We start from the raw sequence: 14714 nt of genomic DNA, 5'->3' as shown, positions 1-14714 counted from the left end.
AGAGTCTTAGCCCCCACCCCCATGTACCGGCCTGTCTGATTATCAGCCAGGCCGGTATTATCATTACATCAAAGGGCTGCGGCCATGCCGGATCTTTTGGTCAAGCTGCTCGGGATTCAGCTCCCGAATACGAGCCGAGGGCAACGTATCCTTGAACTCAACGCGCAAGGGAGTGTTCTGATCCATACCGTATTTCAACTCAATGTTGAGGAGTTTGCAGGAATTGCTCAAGGCTGCCCTGCTGGAGTAGGCCACAAGAGGAATGGGGGTCTTCATAGCGTCGGTTCTAGTTGCCGTATAGCTTACAGCCAAGGTTTTAATCCGCAGGTTGTCCGGGTTTTCCAGGGCCTTTTGCACATCATTTATGGCGTTAGGCCCATCCCCTATCTGATTGTCAATCATGCGCAGCACCTTCGGCTTGACCTCCAGCCTGATCACTACCGAGGTGCCCTGGCTGCTTTCCAGGTCGTTGATGATCCGCTCGAATTGTGGCTGCTGGGCAAACAGCCGGAGAATTGCCGCCTTGTTAGCAGGCGCAGCGTCATTCAGCCACTCATGGTCAGGGCCACCTTTTACCCCCACATAGGAAACCGTTCTTTCAACTGATTTGAGTGCTCGCCGACCTTGTGCGGCCAGCGCCTCCTGGTGAAGGCAGGTTTGCAGCTGTTCATTGAGGGCATGGTGCTCTTCAGAACGGGTAGCGGGTGACGGTAGCTGAATGAATAGACGATGCAGATGTTGCAGTTGCTCCACCAGTGGGCCCTGTGCTGCAAACGAGGTCAGGTGTTGCTTGAGTGGCGCAGAATGCCGGGACAAGGCATCGCGTAATCCATTGACTTGCGCCTGATCGATCACAGCAGGCTGCTTGAAGGTAAAACGCATGCTGCGGGCAACACTGCGATCAAACCCCAGGGTGAACGAAGAATCACTCGTGATATACGGCACCCACGTAGGTCCATCGGCACCGAGCTGAGTCCACAAGGCGCCATTGGCCGGCGCCATACCTAAAGAGGCACTGCCTCTGGCTAACCATTGGGTATTCACGCTTTGGGCCCGGGTTATTTCATCCTGCCCCAAGACGACAGCGCTGCGTTGATCAACATGAAACAGTTGAAGCCCCCCCCCCGCATTCACCATAGTACGTACCAGGCCACCAGGTGTATTCGAGGTTTCCGGCATCAACATGTGAAAGCGGGGCTGCACATGAGCGGAAACACTCAAGTCCAAAGCATTTTTCGAGCTCGTGCCGCTCTTGTGATTGCTGCCAAGATCCAGCAAGTCGAAAACGTTCCCTTTCTCCCCGGTGAGGATGGCCATCATTGCGGGAAAATCTGCCTCCCTGATATCAAAGCTGACGCTTTGCTCGTTTTCATGCGTCAACGCCAATGTAGTCTCAGCCCCTACCCTGAGCCGGCCTTCGAGTGGCACCTCGGAGGGAAGCAACATGTTACCGACGCCTACAGAACCAGTGACGGTATGGCCAGTGCCCATATTGATGTCAACGCTGACCCCCTGATCGGTTCGAGTCAGCGTTATGCCGTTGGTATTGTCTCTTGAAACACCCCCTATGATTTCAAGCAACGGGACTGGAAGTAAGAACAGGGATGCCGATAAGGTTTTGCTCCGGCTCGATGCAACTGACTGGCCGCTTTCAGACTTTTGAATGCATTGCAGCAGAGCCTGCTTGACCGTCTCTTGTGGATTGAGCCCCAAGGTAGTGGTTATATGAAAATTGAGCGCTGATCCCGGGGTACCCAAGTCCCTGGCCAACAATTTGAAGTTGTTATAGAGCGTTTCTGCCTGCTTCAATCCATTGATGCTCTGCGATGTTTTCTTGTGTACCGGGCTGTTTTGATAGTTCTCTATCGCACTCTCCAGGCGGGCTGTTATTTCGGCCTGATCAGGCGCTTTACCCTCCAGCCGGTCGACCAGTTTGACCAGCCTGAAAAGTGTGCGGGCGTGCTGAATCAAATCGCTCTCGATCAGCCCGGTCGAATTGCTCAAATCACGTTTCAGGCCAGCGTCGTGCAACGACAAACAAACACCCTGTTTTTCGTAACTGCGCAGCAAGGCCGCTGTGATATCAGACTTTGAAGACCCCATATTCTCGAAGGACTGGCGAATTCGGGACAGGTTGCTCGCTGAGCCTTCAGTGGGTTTGCCACTCGTTGTGGGCAGATAATCCGGGATCACACGGGCTCCCTTGATGTCGCCCAATCGCCTGGCCAATTGCACGCTGCACTCTTCTACCTCACTCAGAAAACGCTTGAGTTTTGTGGCCAGGGCCTGGGTTGGCTGGCCCTCGCCCAGGCGGTCAAGGCGACTTGAAATATCCATCGTACGGGGTGTCACGCTCGCCAGCGTACGCAATAGCCCCTGCAGTTCCCGCACATCCGCGTAGAGGTCTGCCAGCCCGCGTCGCCCTTTAACATCATGCTGGATACCAAGGCCGATATTCTTGATCCCCTGAACAGGATGAAAATGGGCTAAAGCACTTTTAATGACCCCACGATCAACCGACAGGGCTTCAGTCTTGTGGCCAAAACAATCGGAGGTCACGGCCCAGGAGGTGCCGTTGTCCTGGCTCTTCAACTCAGCGTTGCCCAACACCGTACCCAGTGATCTCGCGGGGGTGTTTGAGTGTGCCGTTAAAGGTTTCCATTGCGGGTCACCATCCGCTGAAACAATCAACTGCCGATAGTGTTCACCCCATCTTTTTTGTTGCGCATTGTTTTCACCCCAGCTGACGATCAATTGCTGACCTGCTCCCATACGCAACGACTTGACCGGCGCATTGTCCGGCACCGGCACGGGAGTCCAGGTGAGCGCTGAGGTGCAAGGGGTTTGCCAGTGAGCCTTGTCGAGCTTGAGCAGTTCGCCGGCGCCGGTCTGTGCATACAGATCTCCCTGACGGTCAAGTGCCAGCGCCACAAGCTCTTTAGGCCGGGTAAAGGTCAAGACCCTGGCCTTTCCGTTGACGTGGGCAATCAGCTTGTTTTCAGCATCAAGCGTTACAAATTGCCTGGCGTTATCGATAGCAAAACCGGTGATCTTTCGCTCGTTATTCTCAACCATGGCGCCACCAAGGTTGATATGGGCATGAGCATCATTAACAGGTGTCAGGTCATAACTGGCACCGCTGTACGCAGCATCCCGCGTTTTATGGATTGCCAGCGCTTTCAGCTCTGCACCTTGCAATACATAAGCGCGACCATCCAGGCCACGCTCCAGTCGCTCCACATTGTGGTGAGCGCTTTTATCCCATTGCTGTGAGCGCTCGTTCCAGCACAGCAATGTGTTGCCCTCAAGCGCAACCTTGCCCCGCGGCCCAAGGTCCACACTACCGGCGAGTGTCTGCAGCCCTGGCTCGGGCAAACCTGTGTCGTTCACTCTGAGGATCACATCACTGAGGTTCCAGCCCGATGCCTGATCAGGGCCATGGCTCAAAGGGGTGCTGTGTAACTGGCGGCGGGAGTCGAGGACAAGGGCGTTGAGCCGGCCTTGATCATCATGCATAAAGCCCTTGATGCTGACTGCGCCCTGATGCAGCTGCTCAAGATTATCGAGTGGTTCAGGGCGCATGACCAATTGCCCGTCTTCGGCATTGCGCAGGTTCGCGCACAAAAACTCACCCTGAGGTGTCGAGGCGTACAGCACATCACCCGCCAGCCCCAGATGCGCCAGTTGCACCGGTTTACCCGACTCGTTGACGGGAACAAGACAAAGAGCAGCATCGGCTGTGTCGCGGCTGATTTTTAGCGTGAAACCCTCAAGGCTCGCCTGCGTTTTACCATCAATGCTCATGTCTGCGACCCCCTGCGGCACTTTCATCAGTTGCCCTTGAGCACTCAAGCCAATACGGCTGTATCGGGCCTCGTCCTTGTCGGGCAACCAACGAAGCGTCTGTGCTTCTAACCGGTACAGGCGTTGCTCGACCACACGAAACTGGCCGCCTTCGGCGGTTGTTTGCACACCGCTTATCTGCCCCAGATGGGCACGCCCGGGATTGATCGGGGGCGACGGGTAAAAACTCAGGGGAAGACTGCTTTTAAGTACTGCAGCGGCCGCAGGGGTGGACTGGATATGAAATACATTAAATTTGTCGTCCCTGATTCGCAGGTTCCGGGCAGGGCCTGCGTAAGTGGCATCTTGCTTGAACGGCCTGGACAACTGATTCAGTTGGGCGGCAATGTCCTGGCCCACATACGAGCCTTGGGTCACGACTTTTCCTTCAACCAGGCTGGCGCTGAATGCCAGAGAGGGCTGCTGATAATGACGAAAACCGGTCATTTGCACCGATTCGGTGGGGCCAGAAGTGTTCGGGGAGGCTGTGCCGCGCATTTCTGACGGCGCTGGCTTTGCGGGTTCAAAAAAATTGACGTCCATGACTGCTCAACTCTGACTGGCTGATGAAGAGTGAGTGACCATGTAATAGCGCCCGGTTCCTGCCCCGATCAGCGTTGCTCAAGTTCCGCCAACTCGATGACTTCACGGCGCTCGTCATCATCCAGTTCTCGCAGAGTGCGGTAGACCAGCGCAACCGCCTGCAGGGTCTCGCGGCTGATGCAATGCCCGGTCTCGATGCCATACAGCGTGCGAGCCAGCCACACACACTGAATCACCGGAACATCTGCTGCCCGTGCCCTGTCGATCATTCGCCGTGCCCGGGCATCAGCCCCCTTGGCAATCACGGTCGGCAAAGGCGTCTGTGGCGGCCGGTAGTACAGCGCCACGGCAAAATGCGTAGGGTTGATCAGCAGCATGTCGGCCTCTTCCAACGGCGGAGTCGGGGCCACAGGCTCTTCATGGGCCAGCTCCTGGGCCAGTGCCCGACGCAGCATCTTGGTATGTGGGTCACCTTCCATGCCCTTGTACTCCTTGACCACTTCGACATGGGTCATGCGCATGCGCCGGGCAAAAAAATACCGCTGCAACGCCAGGTCAACCACTGCTAGCACCAGCAGCAGGCCAAGGCACACATGCAGCAAATGCCGGAACAAGGCGATCAGCGCGACGATATAGCCCGGCAAGTCAGCGTTGACCAACCCGACCAACGCCCCCAGGGAAGGCCCGATCACTCGGTAAAGCACCGCACAGATCAGCAGTGCCTTGATCAGGCCGGTGAGCAGGGTCAACAGTGACTGGGCCGAAAACATCTGCCGGGCCTGATTGACCGGGTTGAGCCGGTTGAAGTCCGGGATCAGGACTTCAGGGGCAAACAGAAAGCCGAATTGCAGCCAGCTGCTGATTAATTTCATCAAGACTGCAACGCCGGTCATCAGTAAGGCGAAGTCAAAAAACAGGTAACCCGCCTCGACGAACACGGCCTGCAGCGAATGACCAAAGGGTTGCCCGACCAGTGAAACGGGCAGCATCAGCAATTGGCCAAAACGCTGCAGGCTGTTCTGAGCCGTGATCAAGGCGACCTCACTGATAACCGCCAGCGTCAGCAGTTTGGCGATGTCCTGACTTTGCGCAACCTGGCCTTTTTTGCGCTGGTCCTGCAGTTTTTTCTGGCTGGCGTCATATTTCTTCTCACCCGAATCGCTCATGACTCACCTACTTTGAAGAGCTGGCCCAGTGCGTGCCCAAGATCCCCCAGCAGACTCATCCGTCCCACGATCAGCTCCTCCAGTTGTGGCAGGTAGAGCAGCAGAAAGCCCAGCCCGGCCAGGCTTTTGGCCGGCATCGACAGCACAAATACCTGCAACTGCGGGCTGTAGAGGCTCAACAGGGCAACAGCGAATTCGATCAACAACAACAGCGCAATAAAGGGCGCGGCGTAGAGCAGCAGATGCGTGAAGGTATCGCCGAGCAAAGAAAGAAACACGGCAAAACCATCCGCAGCAATGGTCGGTAACCAGAGCGTGGGGGGCCAGATCAGGTAGCTGTCCCAGATCACCCGGGTCAAGCTGCCCAGCCCGAGGGTGACCATCAGCAAAAAAATGCTCAGTTGCTTGAACAGGTGCCCGACAGGTGTGGCATCCGCCCCCAGCGAAGGGTTGAGCTGCCCGCCGATCAGGGCACCACGCTGGTTATCGAGCAAAGCCCCTACCGACTCGAACAGCCAGAACGGCATGGACAGCAGCATGCCCAGCAAAAAGCCCAGCATGGCCTCTTTGAGCATCAGACCGCCGAGCGCCAGCAGGGTGTAATTCACGCCCGACAAGGCGTGATAAATACCCGGGGCAGGTATCAGGGCCAGCGCAAAAACGATGACATGCCGGGGCATGCCGCGCACATGTTCGAAGCAGAATGCCGGGATCAGAAAAAAACAGGGATACAGGCGCGCCATCGCAATGGCGAGGCTGGGCAGGTATTCGAGAAACGCAATCTGTGGGGCCATCGGGTGTTCCCTCTAAAGCGCCGAGCGGGCGACCATGTCAAAGGTGAGGTTGATCAATTGAATCAGCTCAACCCCGATCCAGCGCCCCGTCAGCGCCAACGTGACGCCCACTGCAACCAGTTTGATGCCGAAGGGCAGCGTCTGGTCCTGTACCTGCATCAGCGCCTGCACCAGCGAGGTCAGCACTCCCACCGCTACAGCCACGATCAGCGGTGGCGCAGACAGCACCACCACCAGCAGCATGCCCTGCTTGAACAGCAAAATCGGCTCCATGGACGCCTCACAGATAGGACAGGAACAGACTGTCGAGCAGACGTGTCCACCCCGAAACCAGCACAAACAGCAACAGCTTGAGCGGCAATGAAAGGGTCATGGGCGAGACCATCTGCATGCCCAGCGCCAGCAACAGGTTCGAGACGATCAGGTCGATCACGATAAAGGGGATGTAAATCAGAAAACCGATTTCAAACCCTGCCTGTAGCTGCGACAGCACAAATGCCGGTACCAGCAGGATAAGGTCGTCACGCTTGACCTCTTGCGCCAGTTGCGCAGGCCATAGACGCGCAGTGTTATCCAGCAGATGGGTCAGCACATCGGGAGCAGTGTTGCGTGCCATAAAGGCCCGCAAGGGCTTTACTGCCTCCTCCCCGCTCTCCTGCAAGGCTTGCACACTGCTCATATCCAGCGGCGTCTGCTTGAGGGCCTGGGCGGTTTCATACCCCACCGGTGCCATGACAAACATCGTTGCAGCCAGGGCAACTCCATAAAGGGCCATGCTCGGCGGCACCTGCTGCACACCAATGGCGTTGCGGGTAATCATCAACACAATGCAGATTTTCAGGAAGGCGGTGCACACCATCAGCAGCATGGGCATCAGTGACAGGCCGCCGAGAAACAGCGCCAGCAGAAAGGGATCGATCCCTTGAACGGTCATTGCGAAAAACTGATGCGCGACAGTTGCAGGCCAAGGCGCCCCTCAACCTCCACCAACTGCCCGTGACCGATCGGCCGGTCGCCGTAGTACAACCCGGCCATGCCCGTGTCATAGCCCTCGATGTTCAACACCATGCCGGGGGCCAACTGGCGCAGCTCACCCAGGCTCAACTTGAGTGCGCCACAGCGCACGCTCAGCTCTACCTGCAAGGTTTCAAACGGCTCATTGCCTTTATGCCGTTCAACGTCCGTACCCGCAAACATCACCTCTTCCACAGCCGACTCCTCGAGAGCACACACGGTCAGGCAGCGACGCCCGCCTTCATCATCAATTTGCGATGTGATCCGCCACCGCCCAATCCTCAACTGCCCCACGCCATCACCGCTGAACAACAGGCGCTCCGGCACCAGCACGTCGCCTGGCCGTACCCTGCGCAACTGCTCAACCGTCAACGGCAGATAGCCAAGCACCACGGGCACAGGCACGGCAAAGCAATCGGGCAACGGCGCCTTGACTGCCTGCCATTGCCCCGCCTCGCAAAGCGCCAACAGGCTGTGGGCCGCCAGCATCAATCGGCCGACACTTCGCGATGGGCCCAGCACTACACTGAGGCAGCACTCGAATGCGCCCACCTGCCTGTCGGCAAGGGGCCGCAGATAGCCAAAAAGCGCCCTCAACTGCGCACTCATGCGCTGCTCAAAATGCGCCCAAAACCATGACTGGGGATCGTTGCCGGTCTCGGCCAGCACCACCGGGCACTCGCCAAGCAGGCTAAGCAAGGGCCCTGCATCACTGAGCGTAAAGACCCCACAGCGGCTCTCGAACGAGACACACGCACCACCCCCTGGCGCCCGCCCCGGTTCCAGCAAAAGCTCACCGGGCTCGCCTGCGACCTGAAATGAATAGCGCAGGCCACGACCCAACCGCCAACAGGCCTGGACCGTGGTTGCGTCCAGCTGTGGCAAGGTGATCGGCGCTACCGTCATCACTGGCACTCCTGCAGTAACCGGATCCTGACGACCTGCCCCAAGGCACGGGCCAGACGCCGTTGACAGGGTTGCTGCTGACGGGAGAGCCATTGTCGGGTGGCGGATTGCTGCGCCTTTAAAATGATCAGCCAGCCATGATGTTCATAACGGGCGCTGACACTGACCCGCCCGCGATGTGCCAGATGCAGCACAAATTGCACTGGCCATGGCCCTGCCCCCGGTGCACGGGGCATCAGTGCCTCGGACAACACCTGTGCCAAGCCCCTATCCGCGCCTGCCAGGCTGTCTGCAAACAGTTTGCAGTCGGCTGCGCGCGCCGGGGCGGCAGGCAGATACCGGGCCAATGGCAACGGCACCGGGTTTACTCCTGATGACTCGGCCATCCCGCCTCCTCTGCCAGCAACATCGACCATTCCAGAAGTTTTTCGACCTTTCTCTGGCATTCACCCGCGTACTGGCGGGCACTCTCGACATGGATCGCAACCACGCGCTGCTGCTCGAGCAGCGCTTGCAAGGCACTTGCCTGCTGCGCTGTTTGAGCCGCCCACTGGCGCTGTGACTCGTCCCAGCCCGACAGGGTCCTGGGCGACACCACCTGCCCCTGATAGCGGCCGGTCAGTTCGGCTTGCTGCCGGTTTTCGTTTTGCCTGGCCTGCTCAACCGCCGAACGGGCCTGCTCAATGTTCAGGCCAAGGGCTCGCAGCTCCATACGTTTGATGTGCAACAAACGCTCAGCCCGATCGGCCCGATGTTGGCGCAGGCGCCGCAAGGGCTCGGTGGCAGGCGGGCGGTTTTCAGAAGGGCACATGGGCAGTCAACTCGCTCAAGTGCTCCAGGGTTTCCTGAAACGTTGCAGGCTCGCGCAAGTCCTGACGCAAAAAGGCCTCCACACGCTGGCGGCTCTCGACGGCCAGGTCGGTCAGGGCATCGTTGCCCGCCTGGTACTCACCCAGCCTGAGCAGCAGTTCGATCTGCTGATGCGCGCTCAGCAATCGCCTGAACGCGGCCATGTTTTGCATATGTTCTGGCGCAGCCACATTGCTCAGGATCCGTGACAGGCTGCCCAGCACATCTATCGCCGGATAGTGACCGCGCTCTGCCAGTTTGCGGGACAACACAATGTGCCCGTCCAGCAAGGATCGAACCTCATCGGCTACCGGATCGCCCATGGAGTCCTGCTCGATGAGTACGGTATAGATCGCGGTGATAGACCCCTCGCGAGTCAGGCCTGCGCGCTCTACCAGACGTGGCAACAGGCTGTAAACCGAGGGCGGCAACCCGCCTCTGCCCAAGGGTTCGCCAGCGGCCAGACCGATTTCCCGCTGAGCGCGGGCAAAGCGCGTCAATGAGTCGATCAACAATAAAACCCGCCGGCCTTTGCGTCGGAAACCTTCGGCCAGAGCAGTTGCGGTAAAGGCTGCCCGCGCACGCTCCATACTTGTGCGATCAGAGGTTGCGCACACCAGCACGGCTTTGCCCCGCAGCCCCTCATCCAGCTCATGGTCAAGAAACTCACGCAGCTCGCGACCGCGCTCGCCAACCAGGCCAAACACGATCACATCGCACTCGACGTTGCGGGCGATTTCGGCCAGCAGGGTGGTCTTGCCACAACCGGCACCGGCAAACAGCCCGACCCGCTGGCCCTCACCCAGGGTCAACAACCCGTCGATGGCCCGTACCCCTGTTGGCAAAGCGCGACCGATGCGCGGCCTCTGAGTGGGCAAGGGGGCTTCGCATACAACTGCATTGGCCTCCTCACAAGGCCTCCAGGAAAAGCCCCCCCCGTCGCCCCCGGCAAGCGGTCGGCCAAACCCGTCGAGCACTTGCCCCAGCAGATCATTGCCGACGCGAACCTGATGCACAGCCCCCAAGCGTTCAACGGCCGCTCCTGCGCTTATACCTTCGAGGCTCGCCAAAGCACTGAGGGTGGCGTCCTGCTGATCACAGGCGATGACCTCTGCCAGTATCCATGCGTTGCTCCCTGCCTGAACCCGGCACAGCTCGCCAATGCGGGCCTGGGGCAGGCAGCATTGCAGCAGCATGCCATTGATCCGCAGGAGCCGACCGCTCAGGGTTACCGGTGAAAAACCCGCCAGGTGCGTGAACTGGCGTTGCCGCCAGCGCTCAAGGCGCTCAGCGATCGTGCCGTTCACCAGCTCACCTCATAGCGCTGCGCGCCTTCAAACAGTACTCGGCGGTTGTCGATCGCAGTCAGGCGCACACCCTGCGCTTCGTCACCAAAAAACAGCCGACGCCCGTCTGCCAGTACAACATGGGCCTTTTGGCCACCGATTATCTGGACGATCCTGAAGGGCAGTGCCGTGCTGATTTCCTGGACCTGATTAATGATCGCAACCGGCGTTTCAAATTGCGCCTCGAAGCGATCGAGCATCCGCGAGACCAGTGCCAGCGAGTCCTTGCCGACATCACCGCCCAGGATGATTTGCTCATCAACCACCTGCAGCCGGATGGCGTTGTCCAGATCACGCTCGATCAACATCTTGAGTAATTGCTGATGGACCTGATACGTTGTTGCAAGCTGACGCCTGTCACTGACAGCCAATGGCTTCGGAGAAAGTGCCTGTGCCGTGTTTGAAGGCTGACAGACTTGTGCCGCCAATATCAGCACCGACACGCTCAGGGCCAGCGCCAGCCACTTGCCAGGGCGGCGCGCAGGCACCATGCCCGAGCGCGCGGCGGCCGTTTCGCTCTGCACCCTGGTTACTTCTGCCAGCTCATCCACCCAGGCACTTTGCGTATTGGCGATGCACAAGCGTATCCCGCCAATGGCGAACGCCTTACCCGCAGCCAGATCGGCAATCTGTGCCCGGGCAGTGCCGGTTTCATCCTGCAAGAGACCTTCCTGCGCCTGCACTGTCCAGCGCCCGTCCACACAGTGCAACCGGGCATGCCTGGTTTCAACGCCAGGGTCGTACAACTCCAGGTCGGCATCTTGATGGGCACCGATGCTCCAGCACTCACCGAACAAAGGCAGTGCAGCCCCCTCATGCAAACCGCTCAGCACTCGCAACTCGAACAGCTGGCCAGGCTGCTGCAAATCGAACACCACGGTTGCGCCATCAGGTAAGCCATGCCCCGGACTCAAGACACGGCCTCGCGCAGCACACCGTCGAATTGCAGATCAAGACGCCCGAGCACCTTGACCTTGGCCGAGCCGGTCAACTCGGCGAAAGACATGACCGGCACATGGTTGAATTCATCGAACAACAGCGTGCGCAACGGGCTGCGCAGATCCTGCGCCACCAGCAATACGCTTGCGTCGCACTTGCGCGGTGCAAAAGCCTCCTTGAGCAGCGCCACAAGTTGCGTACTGTGCTCATTGTCCAGGGCAAAGAACACGCCCGCTTGGGTTTGGCGCAATGCCTCACGAAAAAGGTTTTCGCTATGGGCAGACAACAGCCAGGCATGCAGACCGTCAGCCTGACTGTACAGATGATAGATCTGCGACTTCAGGGCAATCCGCGCATAGTCCGCCAGCGCTGACACTTCGCGCTCGTGCTGGCCATGTTCGGTCAGCACTTCGACAATCAGGCGTACCGCCCGCAGGGGTACGCCTTCACTGGCCAGGCGCTGCAGAACGGCAGAGAACCGGGACAGCGGCATGATCCGCTGCAACTCTTGAACCAGCTCAGGCTGGGTTTGCTCAAGCCAGCCGAGAATCGACTTGCTCTCCTGCAACCCCAAAAATTGCGGCCCGCTGATCATCATGGCTTGACGCATGCGCTCAACAATCAAGGCATGGGCACTGAACGACTCGACGCCCTCCCGGGCCAGCAGCGGATCACCGGGGTTCAGCCATAGCCAGTCCCGTTCATCTCTTTGCTCGCTGCCTCTGAGAGCACTCTGAGGAGCATCCGTGACACTGTCCCGTGCCACGGCCCGTCGTTCATCAAAAGTCGCCTTGAGCGTGGGCACTTCGTGAACACAAAAGCGAAACTCATCCTCGGGCAGCATGTCGCTGTATTCTATTTCAAAACTGGGAAGTGTCACCCCGATACGGGTGACGATACTGTTGCGCACCTGACGAATCCCGTGAATCAGCCGCTCAGTAAGCTCCAGGCTTTGATGGGCACTGGCGAACTGCAACAGATAGGGGCGTGTCGGATCAAACACTCTCAGATCTTCGTTGCCGTTGTGTTCAGGGGCCACCTGCACTGCTTGCGCCGGCTCCAACGCCTCAGCCTTGCGGCTTCGCGACCACCAGTAAAAACCCGGCGCAAACGTACACAGGGCAATCAAGCCAAACACCGGGGCGGGCATTCCCGGCAGGGCGGCGAAGGCCAGCATGGCCGCCGATGCGATCATCCAGCTCTTGGGTTCACGGGTTATCTGCTGGCCGATTTGTGCCCCGACATGGCTGCCTGGCGATTGGTCGTCGGGGGCGACACGGGTGATGATCATCCCCGCGGTCAAGGCAATCAACAGCGCCGGAATTTGCGCGATCAGACCATCACCGATGGTCAATACCGAATACAGCGTGATGGCCTCGCCAGCACTCATCCCGTGTTGCACTACCCCCGTGGAAAACCCGCCGAGGATATTGATCAGCACAATCACCAGGCCTGCGATGGCGTCTCCTTTGACAAACTTCATGGCGCCGTCCATGGCACCGAACATCTGGCTTTCCCGGGACAACTGGTCACGCTTGTATCGGGCCTGTGCACCATCGATCAACCCGCCACGCAGGTCACTGTCGATGGACATCTGCTTGCCCGGCAGCGCATCCAGGCTAAAGCGCGCCGCCACTTCAGCGACACGTTCCGAACCCTTGGTAATCACCAGGAAATTGACGATGGTGATGATCAGAAAAATCACCAGCCCCACCGCCAGATTCCCCCCCACCACAAAGTTGCCAAAGGCCTCGACGATCTCGCCCGCATCCTGCTCCAGCAGGATCAGGCGGGTCGTGGCAATCGACAACGCCAGACGAAACATCGTGGTCAGCAGCAAAAGTGCAGGAAATGTGGAAAATGCCAAAGGGTTGGGCAGATAAAGCGCCAGCACGATCAACAGGCTGGCCAGGCACATATTGAGCGCGATCAGCACATCCACCAGCCAGGTCGGCAAGGGCACGATAAAGATAAAAACAATGCCCAGCACCGCCACGGCCCCGAGCACTTCGCCCGGGCTTGCCACCCTGCCAGGGCCTTTACTGAGCCATTTGACGAGCCTCATCGAATCGGTCTCGTCAGCCCTGCCCACAGCTGGACGATACCTTCGCTCTGAGTGTGCTCACCCATCAGGCTCAAAAAAGACTGCAATGCGTCCTGACGGCTTGCAGGGTCACTCCAAACGGCCAACGGGAGACGCTGAATCAACGGATAAACTTGATTGAGCAAGACCAGTTGACTGGAAAGGTTTTCGCCACCCAACTCACGACTCAGGCTTTGCACCTCATCGCTATCGATGCCCGTGCCCGCGTACCCCAGCAGACGTTGCAACAGGCAGACTGGCGACAGTTCGGCCTGCCGTTCGCGGGATGACAATCGCTCAATAAACCACCGGCAACTGTGCAAAAGGCTGCTCAACTGGGTGCAGCCTTGAAGCCCGCTCAACAGAGTACGCAGCCTGATGCTCGGCACCGAGGGCCGGTGGGCGGCGATATCATCCGCCAGCGCGCGCGCCATCACGCGCAACCCGTCGTTGACCCTCTCTTCATCGAATAAAGCCAGCAAGGCCTGGATAATGCTCGGCAGTGATTGTTTGCGCACCACACTGGAGTAATACAGCGTGCGAACAGCCTGGCGCAGCGCGGCATCGCCTTCGGCTGCTGCCAGCGCCAGCGCAATATTCAGGCCCGCCTGAATTTGCCGGTCATAGCGGGTATGCAACTGTGCCTGAACCTTCTGCACCCGCTCGATATCACCTTCACGCCCTTGTGCCCGGGCCTGAGCAACCATGTACTGCAAGACAACACTGGTGCGGGCCGGGTCGTCGCCGGTCAACGCCAGCAAGGCTTCGACCCCTGAGTCTGACGCCAGTGCCAGACGAACGTGCCGGGTCAGCAGCCCCAGGCTGAGCTGAGCGGGATGCCCCAGTTGCTCATAGAGCTCGTTTAACTGCTGGATACCCTCAACCTTCTGCACCCGGTTATCTACCGTGCGCAGCGCGCGCTGAGCCAATGCCTTGCTGCTGCTTTCGGCTTTCTGGCTGAACAACATGCCAACCTCTTCAGCGGCACTTTGCGCAGAAGACTGGGGCATCTGCCCCCCAACGCTCCGAGAAGAGAGCAGGATCTGCGCGGTGTCGTTTCGCCCTTCAACTTTCATAGCGCTGCCAAGTCAGGAGGTTTCATTGACCTGTGTGGTTGATCACAGGCAAGCGGTTCCCTGGCAGTAGCATTGGCATGTTTTTGAAAAAACTGGCGCACGCACAAGGTCCGCTACGCAAGATCCGGCACAACCGCGCCTGTTAAAAACCTGTA

The 14714-nt window shown here is 58.7% G+C and carries 12 protein-coding genes; all 12 read right to left on the bottom strand.

Annotated elements, in window-relative coordinates; all coding sequences use genetic code 11:
• Positions 1–63: 63 nt before the first annotated feature.
• Positions 64–4386, bottom strand: coding sequence for an AvrE-family type 3 secretion system effector (locus PPTH39_RS11100; protein ID WP_232527631.1), 4323 nt, complete (start codon positions 4384–4386; stop codon positions 64–66).
• Between the two features lie 68 nt (positions 4387–4454).
• Complete coding sequence (gene sctU / locus PPTH39_RS11095; RefSeq protein WP_095019661.1) at positions 4455–5552, bottom strand: type III secretion system export apparatus subunit SctU; 1098 nt, start codon at positions 5550–5552, stop codon at positions 4455–4457.
• Positions 5549–6346: a type III secretion system export apparatus subunit SctT gene (sctT, locus tag PPTH39_RS11090; RefSeq protein ID WP_095021228.1), complete on the bottom strand. Its 798-nt coding sequence runs from the start codon at positions 6344–6346 to the stop codon at positions 5549–5551. The genes sctU and sctT overlap by 4 nt, the downstream gene beginning before the upstream one ends.
• Before the next feature lie 12 nt (positions 6347–6358).
• Positions 6359–6619, bottom strand: coding sequence for a type III secretion system export apparatus subunit SctS (sctS, locus tag PPTH39_RS11085; RefSeq protein WP_095003190.1), 261 nt, complete (start codon positions 6617–6619; stop codon positions 6359–6361).
• A gap of 7 nt (positions 6620–6626) precedes the next feature.
• Positions 6627–7280 (bottom strand): type III secretion system export apparatus subunit SctR, encoded by a 654-nt coding sequence (sctR, locus tag PPTH39_RS11080; RefSeq protein ID WP_095003191.1) that lies wholly within the window; start codon positions 7278–7280, stop codon positions 6627–6629.
• A complete protein-coding gene (locus PPTH39_RS11075; RefSeq protein ID WP_130871976.1) occupies positions 7277–8266 on the bottom strand; it encodes a FliM/FliN family flagellar motor switch protein in 990 nt (329 codons plus the stop codon). Before PPTH39_RS11075 ends, sctR begins: the two co-directional genes overlap by 4 nt.
• Complete coding sequence (locus PPTH39_RS11070) at positions 8266–8652, bottom strand: type III secretion system HrpP C-terminal domain-containing protein (protein ID WP_169916765.1); 387 nt, start codon at positions 8650–8652, stop codon at positions 8266–8268. The genes PPTH39_RS11075 and PPTH39_RS11070 overlap by 1 nt, the downstream gene beginning before the upstream one ends.
• The gene (locus PPTH39_RS11065) at positions 8631–9077 is read right to left on the bottom strand and encodes a YscO family type III secretion system apparatus protein (RefSeq protein ID WP_095024941.1); all 447 of its coding nucleotides are present in this window, start codon (positions 9075–9077) and stop codon (positions 8631–8633) included. Before PPTH39_RS11065 ends, PPTH39_RS11070 begins: the two co-directional genes overlap by 22 nt.
• Positions 9064–10422 carry a FliI/YscN family ATPase gene (locus PPTH39_RS11060; protein WP_095024942.1) on the bottom strand — a complete coding sequence of 453 codons (1359 nt, stop codon included), beginning with the start codon at positions 10420–10422 and terminating at the stop codon, positions 9064–9066. The genes PPTH39_RS11065 and PPTH39_RS11060 overlap by 14 nt, the downstream gene beginning before the upstream one ends.
• A complete protein-coding gene (locus tag PPTH39_RS11055; protein WP_165446515.1) occupies positions 10419–11375 on the bottom strand; it encodes an FHA domain-containing protein in 957 nt (318 codons plus the stop codon). The genes PPTH39_RS11060 and PPTH39_RS11055 overlap by 4 nt, the downstream gene beginning before the upstream one ends.
• Positions 11372–13465 carry a type III secretion system export apparatus subunit SctV gene (sctV, locus tag PPTH39_RS11050; protein ID WP_130871974.1) on the bottom strand — a complete coding sequence of 698 codons (2094 nt, stop codon included), beginning with the start codon at positions 13463–13465 and terminating at the stop codon, positions 11372–11374. Before sctV ends, PPTH39_RS11055 begins: the two co-directional genes overlap by 4 nt.
• Positions 13462–14493 (bottom strand): type III secretion system gatekeeper subunit SctW, encoded by a 1032-nt coding sequence (sctW, locus tag PPTH39_RS11045; RefSeq protein ID WP_130871973.1) that lies wholly within the window; start codon positions 14491–14493, stop codon positions 13462–13464. Before sctW ends, sctV begins: the two co-directional genes overlap by 4 nt.
• Between the last annotated feature and the right edge of the window lie 221 nt (positions 14494–14714).

It is taken from the genome of Pseudomonas bubulae, from assembly GCF_900618535.1.
GTDB classification, from domain to species: Bacteria; Pseudomonadota; Gammaproteobacteria; order Pseudomonadales; family Pseudomonadaceae; genus Aquipseudomonas; species Aquipseudomonas bubulae.
The sequence above is the reverse complement of the archived record's forward strand: the minus strand, read 5'-3'. Positions and strand labels throughout refer to the sequence as shown.